General features: G+C 61.9%; 16 protein-coding genes. 14 read left to right on the forward strand and 2 right to left on the reverse strand.

Annotation, left to right across the window (positions count from 1 at the left end):
- Nucleotides 1-30 precede the first annotated feature (30 nt).
- From hmgA to ACP15K_RS11785, 13 genes are all read left to right on the forward strand, one after another.
- Nucleotides 31-1,380 carry a homogentisate 1,2-dioxygenase gene (gene hmgA, locus ACP15K_RS11725; RefSeq protein WP_193142795.1) on the forward strand — a complete coding sequence of 450 codons (1,350 nt, stop codon included), beginning with the start codon at nucleotides 31-33 and terminating at the stop codon, nucleotides 1,378-1,380.
- 5 nt (nucleotides 1,381-1,385) lie between these two features.
- A complete protein-coding gene (gene maiA / locus ACP15K_RS11730; RefSeq protein ID WP_193142796.1) occupies nucleotides 1,386-2,021 on the forward strand; it encodes a maleylacetoacetate isomerase in 636 nt (211 codons plus the stop codon).
- 10 nt (nucleotides 2,022-2,031) lie between these two features.
- Complete coding sequence (fahA, locus tag ACP15K_RS11735; protein ID WP_193142797.1) at nucleotides 2,032-3,282, forward strand: fumarylacetoacetase; 1,251 nt, start codon at nucleotides 2,032-2,034, stop codon at nucleotides 3,280-3,282.
- A 155-nt stretch (nucleotides 3,283-3,437) separates the two neighbouring features.
- Nucleotides 3,438-5,156, forward strand: coding sequence for an alkyl/aryl-sulfatase (locus ACP15K_RS11740; RefSeq protein ID WP_424990593.1), 1,719 nt, complete (start codon nucleotides 3,438-3,440; stop codon nucleotides 5,154-5,156).
- A gap of 233 nt (nucleotides 5,157-5,389) precedes the next feature.
- Nucleotides 5,390-6,175 carry a hypothetical protein gene (locus ACP15K_RS11745; RefSeq protein ID WP_193142799.1) on the forward strand — a complete coding sequence of 262 codons (786 nt, stop codon included), beginning with the start codon at nucleotides 5,390-5,392 and terminating at the stop codon, nucleotides 6,173-6,175.
- 368 nt (nucleotides 6,176-6,543) lie between these two features.
- Nucleotides 6,544-7,602, forward strand: coding sequence for an ABC transporter ATP-binding protein (locus ACP15K_RS11750; RefSeq protein WP_193142800.1), 1,059 nt, complete (start codon nucleotides 6,544-6,546; stop codon nucleotides 7,600-7,602).
- A gap of 40 nt (nucleotides 7,603-7,642) precedes the next feature.
- Nucleotides 7,643-8,887 carry an ABC transporter substrate-binding protein gene (locus ACP15K_RS11755; protein ID WP_424990594.1) on the forward strand — a complete coding sequence of 415 codons (1,245 nt, stop codon included), beginning with the start codon at nucleotides 7,643-7,645 and terminating at the stop codon, nucleotides 8,885-8,887.
- Nucleotides 8,888-8,939: 52 nt separating this feature from the next.
- Entirely contained in the window at nucleotides 8,940-9,818 is an 879-nt protein-coding gene (locus tag ACP15K_RS11760; RefSeq protein ID WP_424990595.1) for a carbohydrate ABC transporter permease, read from the forward strand.
- 9 nt (nucleotides 9,819-9,827) lie between these two features.
- Nucleotides 9,828-10,661, forward strand: coding sequence for a carbohydrate ABC transporter permease (locus ACP15K_RS11765; RefSeq protein WP_424990596.1), 834 nt, complete (start codon nucleotides 9,828-9,830; stop codon nucleotides 10,659-10,661).
- An 18-nt stretch (nucleotides 10,662-10,679) separates the two neighbouring features.
- Nucleotides 10,680-11,972 (forward strand): sulfatase-like hydrolase/transferase, encoded by a 1,293-nt coding sequence (locus ACP15K_RS11770; RefSeq protein WP_424990597.1) that lies wholly within the window; start codon nucleotides 10,680-10,682, stop codon nucleotides 11,970-11,972.
- Between the two features lie 43 nt (nucleotides 11,973-12,015).
- A complete protein-coding gene (locus ACP15K_RS11775) occupies nucleotides 12,016-13,035 on the forward strand; it encodes a LacI family DNA-binding transcriptional regulator (RefSeq protein WP_193142805.1) in 1,020 nt (339 codons plus the stop codon).
- A 71-nt stretch (nucleotides 13,036-13,106) separates the two neighbouring features.
- Nucleotides 13,107-15,368: a glycoside hydrolase family 2 protein gene (locus ACP15K_RS11780; protein ID WP_424990598.1), complete on the forward strand. Its 2,262-nt coding sequence runs from the start codon at nucleotides 13,107-13,109 to the stop codon at nucleotides 15,366-15,368.
- On the forward strand, nucleotides 15,365-16,825 hold the full coding sequence (locus ACP15K_RS11785; protein ID WP_424990599.1) for an aldehyde dehydrogenase family protein: 1,461 nt from the start codon (nucleotides 15,365-15,367) through the stop codon (nucleotides 16,823-16,825). The genes ACP15K_RS11780 and ACP15K_RS11785 overlap by 4 nt, the downstream gene beginning before the upstream one ends.
- 64 nt (nucleotides 16,826-16,889) lie before the next feature.
- On the opposite strand, the gene torT is transcribed toward ACP15K_RS11785, so the two are convergent.
- Nucleotides 16,890-17,852, reverse strand: a complete 963-nt coding sequence (torT, locus tag ACP15K_RS11790) for a TMAO reductase system periplasmic protein TorT (protein ID WP_424990600.1) — start codon at nucleotides 17,850-17,852, stop codon at nucleotides 16,890-16,892.
- Nucleotides 17,853-17,877: 25 nt separating this feature from the next.
- On the opposite strand from torT, the gene ACP15K_RS11795 reads away from it, so the two are divergent.
- Complete coding sequence (locus tag ACP15K_RS11795) at nucleotides 17,878-20,658, forward strand: ATP-binding protein (RefSeq protein ID WP_424990601.1); 2,781 nt, start codon at nucleotides 17,878-17,880, stop codon at nucleotides 20,656-20,658.
- Here the strand turns inward: ACP15K_RS11795 and ACP15K_RS11800 are convergent.
- Complete coding sequence (locus ACP15K_RS11800; protein ID WP_424990602.1) at nucleotides 20,631-21,335, reverse strand: response regulator; 705 nt, start codon at nucleotides 21,333-21,335, stop codon at nucleotides 20,631-20,633. The genes ACP15K_RS11795 and ACP15K_RS11800 overlap by 28 nt on opposite strands.
- Nucleotides 21,336-21,407: the final 72 nt, after the last annotated feature.

Consider the following 21,407-nt stretch of genomic DNA (forward strand, 5'->3'; position numbering starts at 1 on the left):
GCGTTCGCCCCCAATGCAAGGAGACGCGCGATGAACAACCCGGATACCAACCCCATGATTCAGGCCGATGGCGGGCTGACAAACCCCGGCTACATGCCCGGTTTTGGCAACGACTTCGAGACCGAGGCACTGCCCGGCGCTTTGCCGCAAGGCATGAATTCGCCCCAGAAATGCAACTATGGCCTGTATGGGGAACAGCTGTCCGGCACTGCCTTCACCGATGTGCGTCCCGAACGGACCTGGTGCTATCGCATCCGTCCGTCGGTCAAGCACTCGCATCGCTACGAAAAGATCGACCTGCCCCATTTCCGGTCGGCTCCGGATATCCACCCGGATGTGACCTCGCTGGGTCAGTACCGCTGGGATCCGATCCCGCATACAGACGAGCCGCTGACGTGGCTGACCGGCATGCGGACGATGACCACGGCAGGAGACGTAAACACCCAGGTGGGCATGGCAACGCACGTCTATCTGGTGACCGAATCCATGAAGGACGCGTATTTCTTCTCGGCCGACAGCGAAATGCTGGTGGTTCCGCAGGAAGGCCGCCTGCGTTTTGCGACAGAGCTGGGGATCATTGATCTTGAGCCCAAGGAAATCGCGATCATCCCCCGCGGCCTCGTCTACCGGGTCGAAGTGATCGACGGCCCCGCGCGCGGCTTCGTGTGCGAGAACTACGGCCAGAAATTCGAACTGCCGGGCCGTGGCCCGATCGGCGCCAACTGCATGGCCAACCCGCGCGATTTCAAGGCGCCCGTCGCGGCCTATGAAGACCGTGAAGTGCCGTCGACCCTGACCGTGAAATGGTGCGGCCAGTTCCACGAAACCAAGATCGGTCAAAGCCCGCTGGACGTGGTGGCATGGCACGGCAACTACGCGCCCTACAAATACGATCTGCGCAACTACTGCCCGGTCGGCGCGATCCTGTTCGACCACCCGGACCCGTCCATCTTCACCGTTCTGACCGCGCCCTCGGGCCAGCCCGGCACGGCCAATATCGACTTCGTTCTGTTCCGCGAACGCTGGATGGTGATGGAAGATACGTTCCGCCCGCCGTGGTACCACAAGAACATCATGTCCGAGCTGATGGGCAACATCTACGGCGAATACGATGCCAAACCGCAGGGTTTCGTGCCCGGCGGGATCAGCCTGCACAACATGATGCTGCCCCACGGTCCTGACCGCGAAGCGTTCGAAAAGGCTTCCAACGCCAATCTCGGCCCCGACAAGCTGGACAACACCATGTCCTTCATGTTCGAGACCCGCTTCCCGCAGCAACTGACACAGTTCGCGGGCAAGGACGCCCCGCTGCAGGACGACTACATCGACTGCTGGGCGGACATGGAGAAGAAGTTCGACGGCACGCCGGGCAAGAAGTGACGGCGATGCTGACGCTCTATTCCTATTGGCGCTCGACCACATCCTACCGGGTGCGGGTGGCGCTGAACCTCAAGGGGCTGTCCTATCGGACAGTCCCGGTGGACCTTGTCGCCGGCGCGCAACACGCGCCGGACTATGTGGCCTTGAACCCTATCAAGGGCGTGCCGACGCTGGTGCTGGAGGACGGCACCGCGCTGACCCAATCACTGGCGATCCTGGACTATCTGGATCAAATCGCGCCCGACCCTGCCTTGTTGCCGGACGACCCGGTGCTGCGGGCCAGGGTGCAGGCGGCGGCACAGGTCATCGCGACGGACATTCATCCGGTCAACAACCTCAAACTCGTGAACCGCCTGAAGTCCGAATACGGGTTGAGCGCCGATCAAGGCGTGGAATGGATGCGTCACTGGATGACACAAGGGTTGCACGCCTATCAGGCGCTGCTGCCCGAAGGCCCCGCCTACAGCTTTTCGGACACTCCGTTGCTGTGCGACATCTGCCTTGTCACCCAGCTTTACAATGCCCATCGCTGGGGTGTCGACCTGACGCCCTTTGCCCGTCTGCTCCAGATCGAAGAGCAGGCCCTGAAATTGCCGGCATTTGATGCCGCGCGCCCTGAAAACCAGCCCGACGCCACCTGAAGGACACCTCATGACACAGCTACTCCGCTCCTGGGTCGATAGTGCAAATTCGCCCGACACCGACTTCCCGCTCAACAACCTGCCCTATGGCGCCTTCCGCGTTTCGGGCGGCGACCTGCATGCAGGCGTTGCCATCGGGGATCACATCCTTGATGTAACGGCTCTGGAACAGGCCGGCATGCTCGACCTGCCGCAAGGTGATGTGTTTGCCCATGGCACATGGAATGACTTCATGGCGCTTGGCGCTGATGTCTGGAACAGCTTCCGGGCCTATCTGTCCAAGGCGCTGGCCGAAGGTGCCTCGCAGCAAGCCGATCTTGAAGGGCATCTTGTGGCGATGGCCGATGCCACGCTGGAAATGCCCTTCAGCGTCACCGAGTTCACTGATTTCTACGCAGGCCGCCATCACGCGTTCAACGTCGGCTGCCTGTTCCGCGATCCGGCCAATGCCCTGCCGCCCAACTGGCTGCACATCCCGATCGGCTATAACGGCCGCGCGTCCTCGGTTGTGGTCAGCGGCACGGACGTCACCCGCCCCAACGGCCAGCTGAAAGCGCCGGACATGGACATGCCGGTGTTCGAGGCCTCAAAGCGTTTCGACCTGGAACTGGAAATGGGTGCCATTGTCGGCAAACCGTCCAAGGGCCGCGTTTCGGTGCAAGAGGCCGACGACATGATCTTCGGTTATGTGCTGCTGAACGACTGGTCCGCACGCGACATTCAGGCGTGGGAGTATGTGCCGCTCGGTCCGTTCCAGGCCAAGGCGACGGCGACGACCATCAGCCCCTGGATTGTGACCAAAGCCGCACTTGAACCCTTCCGCGCCTCGACCCCGCCGCGCGAAAAGGAACTGCTGCCCTATCTCAAGGAACCCGGACCGATGCTCTATGACATCGATCTTGAGGTCGGCCTCGCCCCCGAGGGCAAGTCGGAAACGATCCTGTCGCGCACGAACTACAGCGTGATGTATTACTCTGCGGCCCAGCAACTGACCCATCACACCACCAGCGGCTGCCCGATGCGGGTTGGCGATCTGCTGGGATCGGGCACGATTTCGGGCCCGGAAAAGGAAAACCGCGGCAGTCTTTTGGAACTCAGCTGGGGCGGGAAAGAGCCGCTGACCCTGGACACCGGAGAGACGCGGACCTTCCTGGAAGACGGTGACACCCTGACCCTGCGCGGCGTCGCCAAGGGCGACGGGTACCGGATCGGGTTTGGTGAGTGCGCAGGCACCTTGCGCCCCGCACCCGCCCTCGATTGAACGACACGACCGTCGCAGCCCGACTGCGGCGGTCACCTTCCGGACGGGACCGCAGCGAATGATCACATCGGCGATCGATGACGGCCCTTGCACCAAATCCCCCGATGGCCGCAACACACCCCCGCACTGACAAACTCCCTTGCGCGACTGCCGGTATGACGGTCGCGATACGGGCTCCGGCATTCAGGACAGCCCGACCTCTGCCGTCCGCGGCGCGATTTCCCTTTGACGACACGCAGGACTTCGACGAGGCATTTCAGAGGCTGATCGCGGCGCCGGACAGCCTGCAGATCGAAGCCGAGGCGGGCGGGTTCGCCTGGGATCTGGAGCGCTTCGACTTCCTGAAACAGGGCGAAAACTTCGACAGCATCCACCCGTCGTTGGAACGGCAAGCCCGGCTGACCACCCAGTTCGGCTTGTACGAGGTCATGGACGGCATCTACCAGGTCCGCGGCTACGACCTGTCAAACCTGACGCTGATCGAAAGCGAAACGGGCTGGATGGTCTATCAGTATGCCTTCCTGCTGCCGGCCAGCCCCTTTGGCTATGTCACGCAGGGTCTGGGCCAGTCTGCCTCCAGCGGCGCGACAGGTCTTGTCGCACCGACGATGGAAATCACCGATCCGATTGAAGAGCACATCATCGACGGCGTGAAGATGGTCTTCCAGTTGACGCCGGGCACCGAGGCGCCGTCCGAGTTGAACACCTATCTTCCGGACATGAAGGCGCTGTGTATGGCCGAGAACGTCACCGGGACGATGCACAACATCTATACCTTGCGCGGTGCGCAGGTGCGCGATGCGCTCGGCTGGTCACAGTTCATCAACGAAGCGCTTCAGATGTTCGGCCAGGACGCCGAGGTCATGTTCGCCTCGCATCACTGGCCGCGCTTTGGCAACGCCCGCATCCAGGAGGTGCTGCGGGCGCAACGGGATCTTTACGCCAACCTCAACAACCAGGTGCTGCACTTCGCCAACCAGGGCGTAACGATCAACGAAATCCACAACGTTTATGAACCGCCCGCGAGCATCGCGAACAACTGGTTCAACCGGGGCTACCATGGCTCGGTGCAGCACAACGTGCGCGCCGTCATCAACCGCTATCTGGGATACTGGGATGCGAACCCCGCAATGCTGATCCCGCTGTCCCCTGCCGACGCCGCCCCTCTTTATGTCGAAATGATGGGCGGTGCCAATGCGATCATGGCGAAAGGTCAGGAGCTGTTCGACGGGGGTGCGTATTTCCAGGCGGTCGAGATACTCAACAAGCTGGTCTATGCGGAACCCGCCAATACCATCGGCTACCAGCAGGAAAACCCGGGCCTGCGGAACAGCTTCCTGGCAGGCGCATACGAATTGCGCTCGCCGCTGCCGCAGGGCACCGCGACCGAGACAGCGACCCCCGATGTGATCCAGGCGATGGCCACGGGGCTGTTTCTCGACTACGTCGGTGTCAAGATGGACAGTCGCAAGGTCGGCGACCTCGCGTTCACCGTCAACATCGTGCATCCGGACATCGACGAGCAGTACATCCTTGAACTGAGCAACGCCACGTTGACCAACATCGAAGGGTACCAGGCCGACGACGCTGATCTGACGGTGACCATCGACCGCGAACAGCTTGTGCCGGTGATGATCGGCGAGGCGACGATCGACGCACAGATCGACGCCGGCAATGCCCGGGCCGAGGGCGACCGGACGGTCCTCACGCAAATGGCCTCGTTGCTGACCGACTTTGAAATGACCTTCGAAGTCATGCCCGGCACCGATGGGGCCACGGCGGTACCGGGGCGGTATGACACCGTGGATGCAGCGACCGGCGAAGGACCCTTCGAGGTCAAGACATCCAGCGGCAGTTCCGTCCTGCCGAACTGAAGCCGCCCACCTGACGAAGATGCGCCTGCACGCCCCAACCGCGTGCGGGCGTCCCCGCAAGGGTGACGCACTCAACGGTCTGATTGGCGCCGCCGTCCCCGAGCTTTCTCAAACCAGACGCTGCCGGACCAAAACTTTGGTTTGGCCAGCGCCTGCACACAACCTAGTATCCTGCCAGACACGCCCGCCAGAGTCGCAACCGACGATCCGATGTGATCGCGAAGGAACACAGCATGTTTGACTTTCCGCCCCTTGCACGTTCTGTCGTCCTGCTGACGGCGGCCGTATTTCTGGCCACCGCGTCCGAGGCCCAGGATGCGGACGCCGAAGCCAACAACCCCCTGGCCAACACAACCGCGCTCAACTTCCAGAACCAGTATTTCGGCCAGATCGAGGGCCTGGATCGCGACGCCAACCAGTTCTACCTGCGATATGCACAGCCCTTCGGCGCCTTCGGCGGCAACTGGCTGGCCCGGTTCACAGCCCCCGTGAACACTCTTCCGGAAGTCGGCAGCGGCGATCAGACCGGGCTGGGGGATCTTAATCTTTTTGCCGCCTACCTGTTCGACACCGGCAACCCGGCCATCAGCTTCGGGATCGGGCCGCAGGTCACGGCCCCCACGGCGACGAAGGATGAGCTGGGGTCCGGCAAATGGTCCGTCGGGCTCGCCAACGTTCTGTTCAATGCCACCAACCCGAAGTTCCAGTGGGGGTACCTGCTGACCTGGCAGGCAAGCGTGGCCGGCGACAAGGACCGCGACGACGTCAACATCGGGGCCTTCCAGCCGTTCGGGTTCTATCAGCTGGGCCAGGGCTGGTATCTGCGCTCTGCTAGCGTCTGGACATACAACTTCGAAACCGACAGCTACGGTGTGCCGCTGAGCCTGGGCCTCGGCAAAGTGATCGAGACGGAGCATGCGGTCATCAACATCTACGCCGAACCGCAAAAATATGTCTGGACCAGCGGCGACGGCCAGCCGGAATGGGGCGTGTTCGCGGGCGTGAATTTCCAGTTCTGATGATGGACTGCGCGCCGTGCCGCGGCCCGGCACGGCGCACACGACGAATGCTGTCACACACATGATCGGTGCGCCTCGGGTCGCCTTGCAAAGCAGGCGCCCGAGGGCGGCGGCCATGCCATTCCCGATACGAGCGAGAATCAGGCCATTGCCTTAACCGCCGCCGCAGCCATGCGCGGCGCGGGCAGCACCCTGAGCGCGCCACGGCCATAAGGCCGCCAAAGGCGTCAATCTAACATCCTGTATTTATGCTTGGATTTCCCTGTTTCCAATCTCTTTTCCGATGCCTGACAAGTGAACACTTGACGTCTGATAAAATTCAGTGAAGTTTACTAATAAGCGGATCGTGAGTTTTTTGGAGACTATGAATGGCTGGCGTCACCCTGAATGCAGTCCGCAAGGACTACGGCACCTTCCTGGCCATTCCCGAGCTTGACTTGGAAATCGAAGATGGCGAGTTTTGCGTGTTTGTCGGGCCGTCCGGCTGCGGAAAGTCGACCTTGCTGCGCACGATCGCGGGGCTGGAAGACCTGACCGATGGCCAGATCCTGATTGGCGATCAGGACGTCAGTGATCGCCATCCGGGCGAGCGTGGCGTGGCGATGGTATTTCAGAACTACGCGCTGTATCCGCATATGAACGTGCGCCAGAACATGGGCTACGCACTGCGATTGGCCCGCGAACCCAAAAGCACGATCAGCCAGAAAGTCGAACGCGCTGCCGACATCCTTGGTCTGCGCGATCATCTGGACAGAAAGCCCGCCGAGCTTTCGGGCGGTCAGCGGCAACGGGTGGCCATCGGACGGGCCATTGTGCGCAATCCGAAGGTCTTTCTGTTCGACGAGCCGCTGTCCAATCTGGATGCCGAGTTGCGGACCAGAATGCGGCTGGAATTGTCGGAACTGCATCAGACCCTCAGCACGACCATGATCTACGTGACCCATGATCAGGTCGAGGCCATGACGCTGGCCGACAAGATCGTCGTTCTGCGCGCCGGACGCATCGAACAGGTGGGCTCTCCGCTGGAGTTGTATGACAACCCCGTCAACAAGTTCGTCGCGGGTTTTCTCGGATCCCCCAGCATGAATTTCCTGCCGGCAACGATGACCGCGAACGGTCTGCAATTTGCCGATCTGGATGGCGCCTGTGTGGACTTTGGCACCGAACCGACGCCCGGCAAGGTCGTCATGGTCGGCATCCGGCCAGAGCATCTTGAAATCAGCGAAGACGGAGCCCCCTTGCCGCTGCGATCGGTCGAACAACTGGGCGGCGTCACCTATGGCTATGCAATCCTGCAATCCGGCGAGGAATTCTGCGTTGACCTGAAAGGCCGCCGCGACATTCGGGCAGGCGACACCATCCGTCTGCTCATTCCCCCGTCACGCGCACTGGTCTTTGACGCGGATACGGAACTTCGAATTCGATAATCGACGCCGACAACTGACAGACAACATCTGGGAGGATACCATGTCTAAATCACAATGGCTGCAAAGCTCTGCGCTGGCCCTGGCATTGGGGCTGACGGCGGCTTCGGCTTCGGCCGAAACGCTGCGGGTCTATTTCAACGCCGGACACGCCTACGACACCTATCTTGAGGCCATCGCGCAATTCGAAGCCGACAACCCCGGCTGGGAAGTTCAGTTCGAAAAGTTCCAGTGGCCGGATCTGCGCACCAAGCTGGTTGCCGATTTCGCTGCCGACAACGCGCCGGACCTGGTGGCGACGGCGGGCGGCTGGGTGCCGGAATTCGCGTTTCAGGACCTGTTGCTGCCGCTGGATGATCTGGCCGCCCGGGATCAGGCCGAGTTCGATTTCCCCGGCGACTGGTTTGACCCAGCCATTGCCAAGAACACCGTGAACGGCAAGATTTACGGCCTGCAAATCCACCTGACCTGCGCCACGCTTGTCTACAACAAGGACATGCTGGCCGAGGCAGGCTATGACGCGCCGCCCACCACCTGGGACGAATTCCGCGAGGTGGCCATAGCCACCACCAAGCCGGGTGTCTTCGGCTTCGCGCCCAATTCGTCGTTCTTCTATTACTGGCCCTGGGTGTTCCAGAACGGTGGCGAGTACTTTGACACCGAAACCGGCGAAGTCGGGTTCGGCTCCGAGGAAACCATCGGCGCGATGCAATTCCTGGCCGACCTGATCCACAAGGACCGCGCGGCCCCCGTGCCGGTGGCGGGTGCCGACTATGAAGGGCCGCAAAAGCTGTTCACCTCGGAACGCGCCGCGATGATCCTGACCGGCCCCTGGGACATCAACCCAATCCGCACCGGCAACCCTGACCTGAACTGGGCCGTTGCGCCGTCGCTGTCGAATGCGACGCAGGCAACCGTGCAGGGCGGCGTTGCGCTTGCCATTCCGAAAGGCGCCCAGCATGCCGACATGGCGTGGGATCTGGCAAAGCGCCTGACCGATGTCGAGGTCGAGGTCGCGACCTCGTTGCAATACTCGATGACCATGCCGCGGAAATCCTGGCTTGCGGATGAGCGTGTGCAGGCCGACCCGCTGCTGGGTCAGTTCGGGTCCTGCCTGCCCTATTCCAAGGACGTGCAACTGCCCCTGACGCTGACCGGGAAATACGATCCGGCAGTCGATGCTGTGATGCGCCAGGCGGTCGAAGAAGTGCTGTATTCCAACGAGCCCGCGGCAGAAGTCCTGCCGGTCGCGGCGGAAGAAGCCAACAAGATCATCGCCAGCAAGTAAGCACCCCGGCCCCGGCGACCGTTCGCCGGGGCCACACCTGAAAGGAGAGGCCATGACATACCGCCAACGACGCGCCTTGACGGCCTATGCCTTTCTGCTGCCTGCAATCTTGTATTTTATCGTGTTCTTCTTCTGGCCGATCGCGATCGAGCTTTGGGCCAGTTTCCGGTCGGGGCAGCCCTTGATCGGCAAGTCCGAATTCGCCGGGATGAAGAACTATCTCTACATCTTTCAGGACAAGCTGGCGATCAAGGCGATCAGCGCCACGATGATCTACGCCCTGGGATCGACCGTGTTCACGCTTCTTCTGGCCCTGGGGCTGGCGTCGATCCTGGCCGGCCCGCTGAAAGCCCGCAACACGATCCGCGCGATCCTGTTCTTTCCCTACATCGTGTCGTTCGTGATCTCTGCCCTGATGTGGAAGTCCATCCTAGACCCCTATACAGGGTTGTTGAACGCCGCGCTTCTGAAGGTCGGGTTGCCGCCGCAATACTGGCTGACCGATCCCGATACCGCGATCTGGGTGCTTGTGGCGGTCTCGGTCTGGAAGGACATCGGCTATGCGGTCCTGATCTATATCGCCGCCATTCAGGGCATCCCCAGCCACCTCTACCAGGCGGCCGAACTGGACGGGGCGCGCCGGCACCACCTGTTTCGCGACATCACCCTGCCGCTGCTGATGCCGACAACGCTGTTCCTGGCCGTGGTGATCATGATCGCGTCGATGCAGGAAATGGCCCTGCCCTACCTGATGACCGGCGGCGGCCCGGCCAATGCCACGAGGCTCTATTCGCTGCACGTCTACGAAACCGCGTTCCAGGGTTTGAACATCGGCTACGCCTCGGCGTTGTCCTTCGTGATGTTCCTGCTGATCCTGCTGATCACCTGGGTGCAGTTCAAGCTTCTCAACCGTGACATCCGCCACGTATAGGACCCGCGCATGGCTTATAAACACACCTACTCGTTGGCCGCCAAAATCTGGATCTATCCGGTCATGGCCTTCTTCGTCCTGCTGTCGGTTCTGCCATTCCTGTACATGATTTCACTGTCATTGCAGAGCGATGCCGAGATGTTCTCGGGTCAGGTGGTGGTCATTCCGGAAGAACTGCAATTCACCAACTACGTGACGATCTGGGAAAAGGCGCCGTTCGCGCGCTTCATCCTGAACTCGTTCTTCGTGGCCGGAACGATCGCGGCATTGCACGTCCTGTTCGACCCGTTGATCGGCTATGTGTTCGCAAAGATGGAGTTTCCAGGCAAACGGTTCATGTTCGTCGCCCTGTTGTCCACGCTGATGATCCCGTTCTTCGTGCGGTTGATCCCGCTTTACATCATGACCGCCAAGTTCGGGCTGCTGAACACCTATACCGGGCTGATCATGCCCTTCGCGATGAGCGCCTTCGGCATCTTCCTGATGCGCCAGTTCATTCTGCCCATTCCCGATGACCTGATCGCGGCGGCCCGTCTTGATGGCGCAAGCGAGCCGCGGATTTTCTTTGACATCGTGCTGCCGCAGCTTGGCCCCGCGATTGCCACCGTGGCATTGCTGACCTTCGTGTTCCAGTTCAACGAATTCATCTGGCCGCTGGTTGTCGTGTCATCGGAAAACATGCGCCCGATCACCACCGGGCTGACCCTCTTCAACCAGGAATTCTTCACGCAGTGGAACCTGACCGCAGTGGGCGGCATGCTGCTCTTCCTGCCCTGCTTCCTGCTTTACCTGATCGCGCAACGGCACTTTGTGAAAAGCGCCATGCTGTCGGGCATGAAATAGACTGACAAGGAATAGACGATGTCCAGCAAGCCGAATGTTCTTGTTTTCTTCACCGATCAGCAGCGATGGGATACGGTCGGCGTCCACGGCAACGGCCTGGACGTGACACCCAATTTCGACCGGCTTGCCAAGGCCGGGTGCTTCGTGCCCAACTCGTTCACCGCACAGCCGGTCTGCGGGCCGGCGCGGTCGATCTTTCAGACCGGGCGCTATCCGACGGCCACGGGCTGTTATCGCAACGACATCCCGCTGCCCGACGGCGAACAGACGCTTGCGCATTATTTTGGCGCTGCCGGGTATGACACCGCCTATATCGGCAAATGGCATCTGGCCGAGGGCGAACCCGTCCAAAAGCCGCAGCAGGGCGGCTACAAGTACTGGCTGGCCTCCAACATTCTTGAATTCACCTCGTGGCCCTATCAGACCACGCTGTATGACAGCGATGGAAACCCCCATGACCTGCCCGGCTATCGTGTCGATGCCCTGACCGACGCCGCGATCCGCTATCTGGCTGAACCGCGCGACGATCCGTTCTTCATGTTCCTGTCGTTCCTGGAACCGCATCATCAGAACCAGCATGACAGTTACCCTGCGCCGGTCGGTTATGAGGAACGACTGGCCGCGCGCGCCGTCTCCTACCCGCCCGATCTGGGCACGCTGGGCGGCACGACCAAAGAGCACTACCACGGTTACATGGGCATGGTTGCAAGGCTGGACGAAGCCCTGGGGCGGGTTGTCGACGCGCTGATATCCCTGGATCAGCTCGACAACACCATTATCCTGTTCACCTCGGACCATGGGTGCCATTTCAAGACCCGCAACAGTGAATACAAGCGATCCTGCCACGAGGCGTCGATCCGCGTGCCAACCATGTTCCACGGGCCCGGCTTCGACAAGCAAACCCCGATCACGCGGAACTGTTCGCTGGCCGATCTGCCGCCGACCCTTCTGGACGCCGCCGGTATCGAGGTGCCGCAATCCATGCAGGGGCATTCCCTGCTGCAGCCCATGGACGGGGCCAACGATATCTTCATCCAGATCAGCGAAAGCCAGGTGGGCCGGGCCCTGCGCCATGGCCAGTGGAAATACTGCGTCTCGGCCGATCACCTCAACCCGTTCGAGCACGCCGGCAGCGACCGCTATCGCGAAACGCATCTGTATGATCTGGACAGCGATCCGTGGGAATTGACAAACCTGGTGGCATCCGCAGACCACAAGGACGTTCGCGCATCGCTTGCCGCGCGACTGACCGCGCGCATGGTCGAAGTGGGCGAACTGCCGCCGCGCATCGAACCGCTCAAGGAAGCATAGGCACGGCGCAACCGGCCCTGGGGAAACAACGGACTTTTTGGCTATGGCGACGTTGAAACAGATCTCGAAGATGACCGGCGTCGCCGAGTCGACCATATCGCGGGTGCTGAACCGCGACCCGACGCTGTCGATCTCGGACGAAAAGCGGACGCTGGTGATCGAGACCGCCGAAAAGCTGCAGTATGTGACCCCCCGCCGCCGGCGCGCCCGCAACGGAACCGACCCGATCAGCCTGCGCAAGCCCGAAGAGCTTGTATCGCTGGTACTGGTCCATTTCCTGACCAGCGAGGAAGAACTGACACGCCCCTTCTACATCGGTCTGCGCAAGGGCATCGAGGCCCGTTGCGAAGCATACGGCATCAATATCGTGCGCGTTCTTGAAAAGGACATGGACCCGGCCTCCCTCCACAATGCGCGGCATACCGGCGTGCTTTCGATTGGTGCGCTGGACCCGCGGATTGTCGAAGCCATCGAGGCACATGGCATTCCGATCGTTCTGGCGCATCCGGCCAAACCCCCGACGGCGCTGGATGTCGCCTATGTCGATATCGCCTCTGCCGCGGCGATGCTGTGCGAATGGCTGATCGGGCGCGGCATCAAGCGCCCAGCACTTGTTGGTCTGGCCAGCGATTCCGACGGGCGGCTTGACGGATATCGACAGGTCATGACCGCGGCAGGGTCCTTCGATCCTGACCTGATCGTCTATGAAGCCCAGACCGAATCCGCCAACAAATCCGCCGTGGATGAACTGTTTGATCGCTTCGAAGCCGGCGGCGACACCTTTCCGGACGCGATCATTGTCAACAAGGATCAGACCGCGGTCGAGGTCTACCAATGCCTGCAGGAACGCGGGCTCAAGATTCCCGACGATATTTCCGTCGTGGGCTTCAACGACAGCGCGGTGGCAAGCGTCCTGCGGCCGAACCTGACGACGATCCGCCTGGATGCCGGGGTGATCGGCGAGGCCGCCGTCGATCTGTTGATGGAACAGCTTGCCGGGCGAAAGACAACGAAACACGTCCAGATCCAGCCGGCCGTCACCATCCGCGCCAGCACCAGATAACGCAGGCCAGCCGCCACACAGAAGCGGCCGCACGCCCCTGCACGACCCCCTCTCGATAAATGGAGACCACCATGCCGCATTCAGAATTGTATTGTGAGAACTGGAGCTTCCGCCCCGGTTTCAAGCAATCCTGGGCAAAGACGCGGCAGCCTGGCGACACGGTCGCCCTGCCCCACAACGCCGTGGATCTGCCTTTCGACTATTTCGACGAAACGGTCTATCAGCGTGAATTCACCTATCAGAACACGATAGCCTGGAAGGATGAATACGCCGGCAAGGAAGTGTGGCTGCGCTTTGACGGGGCCATGGCCAACACCCGCGTATTCCTGAACGGCGAGCCGCTTGGCCAGCACCCAGATGGGTATACGCCATTTCGCATGCGTCTGACCGACCATCTGACCATGGGGGAAAACCTGGTCACCGTTGTTGTCGACGGCAGCGAAAATCCCGACATTCCCCCGTTTGGCGGACAGATCGACTATCTGACCTACGCGGGCATTTACCGCGAAGTCTGGATTGAACATGCCGATCCGGTTTCGATCCTGAACGTGAAGATTGAAACCCCGGAGCCGCTGGCGGACACCAAGACCGTCCGGGTGCGCGCATTTCTGGACAACCCCCGACAATTGCCCGTCGCCGGAGACTGCCAGGTCACCCTGCAGGATGGCGCAGGCCGCATCATCGGCAAGGCCAGCGCCGCGCTGACCGAAGACGGTGCGTCGCTCACCATCGACGGGATCAGTGGCGTCGAGCTTTGGTCACCAGAGGCACCAACCCTCTATTCGGCAACCGTAACCCTTTCCGGCATCGGGTTTTCCGACAGCCGCACAGATCGCTTCGGCGTTCGCGAGGCAATCTTCACGGCCAACGGCTTCATGTTGAACGGATCGCCGCTCAAACTGATGGGGCTGAACCGGCACCAGTCCTTTCCCTATGTCGGCTATGCTGCCGGGCGCGAGGCACAGCAGCGTGATGCCGAAATGGTCAAGCATGACCTGGGCTGCAATATCGTGCGCACCTCGCATTACCCGCAATCAAAGTGGTTTCTGGACCACTGTGACCGTATCGGTCTGCTGGTGCTCGAAGAGATCCCCGGCTGGCAGCACATTGGCGGTGACGTCTGGAAGGACGAGGCCGTCAAGAATGTCCGCCGGATGATCGAACGGGACTGGAACCACCCCTCGATCATCCTCTGGGGCGTGCGGATCAATGAATCCGTGGATGACGACCCGTTCTATGAACGCACCAACGCCCTGGCCCATGCGCTGGATACAACCCGGCAGACAGGGGGCATTCGCAAGCACATGGAGTCTTCCCTGTTGGAGGACGTCTATACGTTCAACGACTTCGTTCTGGGCGAGTTCGAGCGCCCCTTTGCCAATGCCGAACGACGCGGGCTTCGGGACCGCGCCGAGGTCACCGGCCTGCGCACGCCCGTTCCCTATTTGATCACCGAATACAATGGCCACATGTTCCCCACCAAGGTCATGGACAATGAACTGCGGCAGATGGAGCATGTGACCCGCCATCTCGAAGTGCTGGACTCCGCCCATGCCGATCCGGGCATCTCGGGCTGCATCGGCTGGTGCATGTTCGACTACAACACCCACGCCGATTTCGGATCGGGCGACAGGGTCTGCCACCACGGCGTGATGTCGATGTTCCGCGAACCGAAATTCGCCGCTTACGCCTATGCCAGCCAGGTGGATCCGGCGCAGAAGGTTGTGATGAAACCGGTCACCCACTGGGCGCGCGGAGAGCGCAACATCGGCGGCGTGTTCCCGCTGATGATCCTGACCAACTGCGACCGCGTGCGCATGGCGCTGCCGGACGGCCAGCATGTGGACATCTACCCCGACCGGGAGCGGTTCCCGCATCTGCCGCATCCGCCCGCGATCCTGCGTATCGATCAGATCGACGAGAACATTCTCGGCCGCTGGGGCATGTCCTGGCCAGACGTCGTGTTCCAGGGCTTCCTTGGCGAGGACTGCGTCACCACCCAGAGCTTCAGCGCCAAGCCGGTACTGACCGCGCTGCAGGTCGAACCGGACGCCACGGTCCTTGGCTGCGACCGCCAGGAAATGCGGGTCATTCTGCGCGCGGTTGACCAGTTGGGAAACCTGACACCCTTTGCGGATTTGCCGGTGAGGGTTGCCGTCACCGGGGCGGGCCGCCTTCTGGGCCCTGATCAGATTACGCTGCGCGGCGGACATTCCGGGTTCTGGCTGCGCTCGGACGGAACACCCGGCCAGATCAGCGTGACGGTTTCCACGCCGCGACTGCCGGATGTGCAGATCACCCTTGAAACACGCCAGCCGGAGACTGCCCAATGACCACGGCCGACACGACACAGCCGACCGGACATCTCTGCGATCCCCGGCGGTTCTATATTGACGGCAAATGGATCGAAGCCGCGGATCGTGCGCAGCGCGAGGTGGTCAACCCGGCCACCGGAGAGGTCGTGACAACCGTTGGCCTGGCGACCGCCGCAGATGTCGATCTGGCCGTTGCGGCAGCAAAACGCGCGTTGCGGGCCGCTGCGTCAACCACCATGGCGGATCGCAAGGCCATGCTGATGCGCCTCCGCGCGGCCTATAAGCTGCGCATCGAGGACATCGCGCAGGCCCTGGTGCTGGAACTGGGCGCTCCGATCGACCTGTCCCGCAACGGGCAGGCTGCCGCGGTTCTGGGCAAGATCGACGCCTTTATCGACGCCACCGACAGCATCCGGCTGACCGAGAAACTGGGCAATGGTGATCGTCTTCTGAGGCAACCCGTCGGCGTTGCGGCGTTGATTGCGCCGTGGAACTGGCCGATCCACCAGATCATCCTGAAGGTGGCCGCCGCCCTTGCCGCCGGGTGTCCCATGGTGCTGAAGCCCAGCGAAGAAACCCCGATCAGCGCCACCATCTTTGCCGAGGTCATGGCGGCGGCCGATTTGCCCGCAGGCATGTTCAACATGATCCACGGGGATGGGGCGGGCGCGGGTTCGGCGCTTTGTAGCCACCCCGACGTCGCCATGATCTCGTTCACCGGTTCCACCGCCGCGGGGGCAAACATCGCAAGGGCCGCCGCCGAAGGTTTCAAGCGGGTGGCCCTGGAACTGGGCGGCAAATCCGCCTGCCTGGTGTTCGCGGATACCGATCTGGATACGGCCTTTGCGACGATCCTGCGCAAGGCGTTCAACAATTCCGGCCAGAACTGCAACGCGCCGACACGCATTCTGGTAGAGCGGTCGGTCTACGCACAGGCAATCGACGCGGTGCAGAGGGCCGCGCAATCCTGGACCATCGGCGCACCTGACCAGCCGGGCCCCCATATCGGGCCGGTGGCCAATGCCAGGCAACATGCGCATGTGCGCGCGATGATTTCCAGCGGTCTGGAGTCCGGCGCACGGCTTGTAACCGGCGGGCTGGACGTGCCCAAAAAGCTTTCCGAAGGCTTTTTCGTACAGCCAACCGTTCTTGCCGACGCACGCAATGACATGCCGGTGGCAGTTCAGGAAATATTCGGTCCGGTCATCGTGTTGATCCCCTTCGAGGACGAAACCGACGCCCTGCAAATTGCCAATGACAGCGACTATGGACTTGCCGCCTATGTCTATTCCAACGATCGGGACCGTGCAGAACGCCTGATCGAAGCGCTGGAGGCCGGCATGGTGCTTGTCAACGGCGGAGACATCTCTCCGGGAAGTCCGTTCGGCGGCGTCAAGCGCTCGGGCATCGGTCGCGAAGGCGGGACATTCGGCATCGAAGAGTTCATGGAGGTCAAACTGGTCGCCGAAATCTGACCGAACCCAGGTTCTCGTCGCTGGTCATCTTTCAGACCGGACTGCGTGCCTTTTGCAATTTGACCTACTGAAGTGACGGAAAATACTCGGCGGGTGAAATGCCGACCTGGCCCAGATTGTCGTCACTGTTCGTCAAAAGCACGACCTCGGGACCAATCGGCCGCTGGCCGGGTGTGGTTGCCGAAACGGCCTGGCGGATCGACATGCGGGCCTGCAGGATGGGGTCGTCGAAGGACGCCGCCAGCACGTTTCCGTTCATCAGGCTGCGCTTGATTGTATGGTTGACATATGTCGCCAGCAACAGCGGCCTTTCCGCGTCCGGACGGTTGGCCAGCAATCCGATCGCGGCTTCGATGGCCGGGGCGTTTCCGATCAGGTAATTCACATCCGGGTGCCGTTCGAGCGCCGTTTCTATCAGGGCAAGTTGCTGTCGCAGGCCGGTATCCGCCCGAAAAACCTCCAGAACGGTGACGGCGCTGCCCGCAAGCCCGTCACGCAACCCGATCTCAAGCGGGCCGGTCCAGCCTGCTTCCTCGGGTCCGTTCAGGAACACCGCGGTCCTTGGGGCCGATCCGGCGGGGTGCAAAACGCGCAAATGATCGCCCAGGACAAACCCCATGTCCTGCCAGTCGACCCCGATGCTGCCGTGCAACCCCGTCGCGTGCAATTCGTTGATCAGGCCGAAGACAGGGATATCCTGCGCAGCCTGCGAAACGGCATCCATCAGATCCGGATGATCAGAGGTGACGGCACCGATAAGGATCGCATCGACCCCGCGCGCGACGCAGATATCAAGCTGCGCAATCTGCGCGGCACGGGCGCGATAGCCCCCTGCTTCGAAGAACAAAAGCTCGACACCCTGGTGCGCGGCCTCTTGTTCAAGCCCGAACCCGACGCTGAGCCAGTATTCATCCTTGAAATGCGGGACAAGGACGCAAAACAGGGACCGCGTCTTGGCCGCCTCTGCGGGCTGCCCGATCGAAAGACCAATCCCGATTGCAAGGCATGCGCCGACGATTGTACGCACACAAACGGCCACGTAGTGTCTGGTAATGCGACGAACGAGTTTTGACACGAGGCTGATCCAGATCCTGGGCGCCATGGGGGCTTTGGCCATCATGGTGGGATTGGCCGCAATAGGCGTCAACCGTTATCTGGTGCGCACGCAGGACTCGCTCGTTCAAGAGAGCCTGCCTGCAATCGCGCTGACCAGCAGGATCGATGCCTCTACCCAATTGGTCGGCTCGCTGGCGTCTACCTTCGTGCAGGCCGGATCCCGCGAAGACGTCGAGAAGACCGCCGCCGCCCTTGAACGCGCCGTGGTGAGCATCGAGGACGGGGTGCGGGCGCTGGTTGCAATGACCCCGGAGCCCGCCGCACATCCGCCGCAGTCACAGGCACGCGATATCGTTGCGCGGATGACCGTCAACGCACAGGAGGAACTGGCGCTTGCGGATCGCATCGCGGCCAGAGCGGCCGAGGTCGCGCAGGATGGGGTTCTGCTGGAAGACCTGATCGAGGCAGAGACCGATCTGGCCCGCTTGCGGATCACCGCAGGCATTGCCGACCTGTATGCTGCCCCTGACGCCGCCCCGCGCCCGGCATTGGATGCCCTGGCCGATCGTTATTTCTTTGCGTTCGAGCGCCTGACAGAACTGGCAAGGATGGTTGATGCCGTGCGGTTGCAGTTCCAGCAGGTGCCGGCAATGGCGACGCGGCAAGACGTGGATGCTGCCCATGACACCCTGGCAGCGGGCCTTGATCTGGCCCTGCGCCGGGTTGGCTTTCTGTCCTCGCCGTTGGTTACGCAGGAAGCGGCATCGCTGCTGAACCGGCAACAGGCCGCCATCGGACCGGGCGGCCTGACCGAACTGTCACACGACAGGATCGTGCTGCAGGCGTCCATCGCGCAGGATGGTGTGCGGCTGCAGAATGTCATCGCAGACCTCTCGGATCGCGCCAGGCAAGCCCGTGACGCGGTTCAGGCGGACGGGCTGGCGCGGATCGCGGCGGCAAAGCAGCGGTCATCAGTGATGCTCTTCGGGCTTCTGCTTGTGGTCGCCGTTGCTGTCACGACGGCCGCATTGCTGACGCTATATGCCCGCAAGAAAGTGATCGGACGGCTGGGCAACCTGTCACGGCGGATCATCGCGGTGGCGGGCGGCACCTCTGGAGAGCCCATTCCGATCAGTGGCCATGACGAAATCGGACGCATGGAAAAAGCGCTCAACATCCTGCGCCGGCGCGCCAGCGACGCACTCAGGCTGCGCGACAGTCTTGAGGAAGCGGTGATCGCCCGCACGGGTGATGTCGTGCGCGAGATGCAGGCCTCTGACAAGGCGCGTGCCGAGGCCGAAGCCGCCAATCGCAGCAAGACCGAGTTTCTTGCCCGCATGAGCCATGAAATCCGCACCCCGCTGAACGGCATCATCGGCATGCTGGATCTGCTGGAGACCGAAGTGCAGGACAGCGACCGCAAGGCGCGGACACGCACGGCGTTGAATTCGGCGCGTGACCTGCTCGACATCACCAACGACGTCCTCAATTTCGCAAGCAACGAAGACAGGACCAATCGCGACAATCCCGTGCATTTCCGTCTGCGGGAACTGGTCGGTCAGATGGGGCATCAATTGCAATCTCTCGCCGCGCAGAAGGGGCTGGATGCGGTTGTCGACCTTTCAGAAACCGCGCCCCCGGCCTTGTTCGGGGATGTGGTGAAAATCCGTCAGATTGTCGGGAACCTGATGTCGAATGCGGTAAAATACACCAGAAGCGGGACCGTGATGCTGTTGGTGGAACATGCGATTGACGACCGATCCGGGCAGCCCGTGCTGAGCTTCGTCGTGGCCGACACCGGTATCGGGATGAGCCCCGAGGCCATCGCCCATGCGTTTGACGCCTATGCGCGGGCGGACTCGGCCAAACGCGCGGGGATCGAGGGCCTGGGTCTGGGCCTTGCCATTTCACGCAGTCTGACCGAAGCCCTGGGCGGGGTGCTGAGTGTTGAAAGCCAGGCAGGCGTCGGCAGCCGCTTTACCTTGACGGTGCCGCTGGAGATCGGCGATCCCGCACTTGCAGCACAGGAAGAAGAACGTGCCCTGCAAGCCGATTTGAGCCGCGAGGTCCTGGTGATCGACGATCATGCCGTGAACCTGATGGTGGCGCGCGGCTATCTGGAGCGGCTTGGCTGTCGCGTCAGCGAAGCAGAGACCGGCACCGCAGGATTGAAGCTCAGCAGGGAACGGCACTTCGATTTGGCGCTGATTGATCTCGATCTGCCCGACATGCGTGGCGAGGAGGTCGCGGCGCAGATGGCCCAAGACGGGGCCGTGCCCATTCTGGTAGCCCTGACGGCGCACCTGATCGACGACACGCCCGAGAACCGGGAACGGCTCGGGTTTTCACGCATCTTGGCGAAACCGATCTCGCCACGTGCGCTGGCAGAAGTGCTGGGCGCGGGCGGGCCTGCCACCCTGCCCCCGGAAAACGCGATGGTTCTGGACAGCCTGCGCGCCGACATTGCCGATCTTGGGATGCAGGCCACTGCGCAGATCGTACAGGCGTTCCGCGATGACCTGCCGCACGCGATCGACACCCTTTTGTCGACACCCGCCGAAGCGCGGCCCAAGGCAGCCCACAAGTTGAAAGGGGCGGCGTCGAATTTTCGGCTGGATCAGCTTTGTGCCGCATTGGCACGGGTCGAAAAGGCCGGGGCCGACGCGGATGCCGCAGTGATGGAAGACGTCGAACGGCTGGCCATAGAGGCCATGCGCATCCTGGAAACGGCCGCCGCCCAGGCCGGGCTTCAGACCGCGCCCGGATCCACGAAATGATAGCCCACGCCGTGTTCGGTCAAGATCCACTCGGGGTTGGCCGGGTCTTTCTCAAGCTTCTTGCGCAAACGCCCGACGACGACATCGATCATCCGGTCATTGGACCGCATCGCCCTGCGGCCCATCATTTCGGCCAGCCGTGCGCGGCTCAGCGTCTGGCCGGGGTGGTCGGCAAGGGCGGCCAGGACATCGAATTCCTGCTTTGTCAGAACTTCAGTGCGGGCCGCAGACACCAGCCTGCGCCGGATGCGGTCAAGGCACCACGGTCCGAACTCTTCTACCGGCGCCGCACCTTGTGGGGCCTGTCCGATATCCGCGATGCGCGCCAGCAAGTTTTTCACACGGGCCGCCAGCTCGCGCTTGTCAAAGGGCTTGGTGACATAGTCGTCGGCCCCCATTTCCAGACCCACGATCTTGTCGATCTGGTCGTCGCGCGCCGTCAGCAAGATGATCCCGACCCGCGACACGGCCCGTTGCTCGCGGGTGATGGTCAGCCCGTCCTTGCCGTCCAGGTTGATGTCGACCAACAACAGCTCGGCCGGATCCTCGCCAAGGATCTGTTCCATTTCTTCGGCATTCTCGGCCTCGCTGACGCGGTATCCCTGCTCGCGCAGATAGGCAGCGATTCGCATGCGCGTCGTGCGGTCATCTTCGACAATCAGGATATGCTGGCCCATGCCGGTTTATTACATTTACTTACATCTTCGAACAACCTCGATTGCGCAGGGTCAAGGTCTCGGGCCGCCCAA

Source organism: Fluviibacterium sp. S390, from assembly GCF_049800695.1.
GTDB lineage: Bacteria > Pseudomonadota > Alphaproteobacteria > Rhodobacterales > Rhodobacteraceae > Meridianimarinicoccus.

Bases quoted from the DNA above. Each gene is read 5' to 3' on its own strand.
- hmgA (WP_193142795.1), top strand. From the start codon at position 31: ATGAACAACCCGGATACCAACCCCATGATTCAGGCCGATGGCGGGCTG.
- maiA (WP_193142796.1), top strand. From the start codon at position 1,386: ATGCTGACGCTCTATTCCTATTGGCGCTCGACCACATCCTACCGGGTG.
- fahA (WP_193142797.1), top strand. From the start codon at position 2,032: ATGACACAGCTACTCCGCTCCTGGGTCGATAGTGCAAATTCGCCCGAC.
- ACP15K_RS11740 (WP_424990593.1), top strand. From the start codon at position 3,438: ATGACGGTCGCGATACGGGCTCCGGCATTCAGGACAGCCCGACCTCTG.
- ACP15K_RS11745 (WP_193142799.1), top strand. From the start codon at position 5,390: ATGTTTGACTTTCCGCCCCTTGCACGTTCTGTCGTCCTGCTGACGGCG.
- ACP15K_RS11750 (WP_193142800.1), top strand. From the start codon at position 6,544: ATGGCTGGCGTCACCCTGAATGCAGTCCGCAAGGACTACGGCACCTTC.
- ACP15K_RS11755 (WP_424990594.1), top strand. From the start codon at position 7,643: ATGTCTAAATCACAATGGCTGCAAAGCTCTGCGCTGGCCCTGGCATTG.
- ACP15K_RS11760 (WP_424990595.1), top strand. From the start codon at position 8,940: ATGACATACCGCCAACGACGCGCCTTGACGGCCTATGCCTTTCTGCTG.
- ACP15K_RS11765 (WP_424990596.1), top strand. From the start codon at position 9,828: ATGGCTTATAAACACACCTACTCGTTGGCCGCCAAAATCTGGATCTAT.
- ACP15K_RS11770 (WP_424990597.1), top strand. From the start codon at position 10,680: ATGTCCAGCAAGCCGAATGTTCTTGTTTTCTTCACCGATCAGCAGCGA.
- ACP15K_RS11775 (WP_193142805.1), top strand. From the start codon at position 12,016: ATGGCGACGTTGAAACAGATCTCGAAGATGACCGGCGTCGCCGAGTCG.
- ACP15K_RS11780 (WP_424990598.1), top strand. From the start codon at position 13,107: ATGCCGCATTCAGAATTGTATTGTGAGAACTGGAGCTTCCGCCCCGGT.
- ACP15K_RS11785 (WP_424990599.1), top strand. From the start codon at position 15,365: ATGACCACGGCCGACACGACACAGCCGACCGGACATCTCTGCGATCCC.
- ACP15K_RS11795 (WP_424990601.1), top strand. From the start codon at position 17,878: ATGCGACGAACGAGTTTTGACACGAGGCTGATCCAGATCCTGGGCGCC.
- ACP15K_RS11800 (WP_424990602.1), bottom strand. From the start codon at position 21,335: ATGGGCCAGCATATCCTGATTGTCGAAGATGACCGCACGACGCGCATG.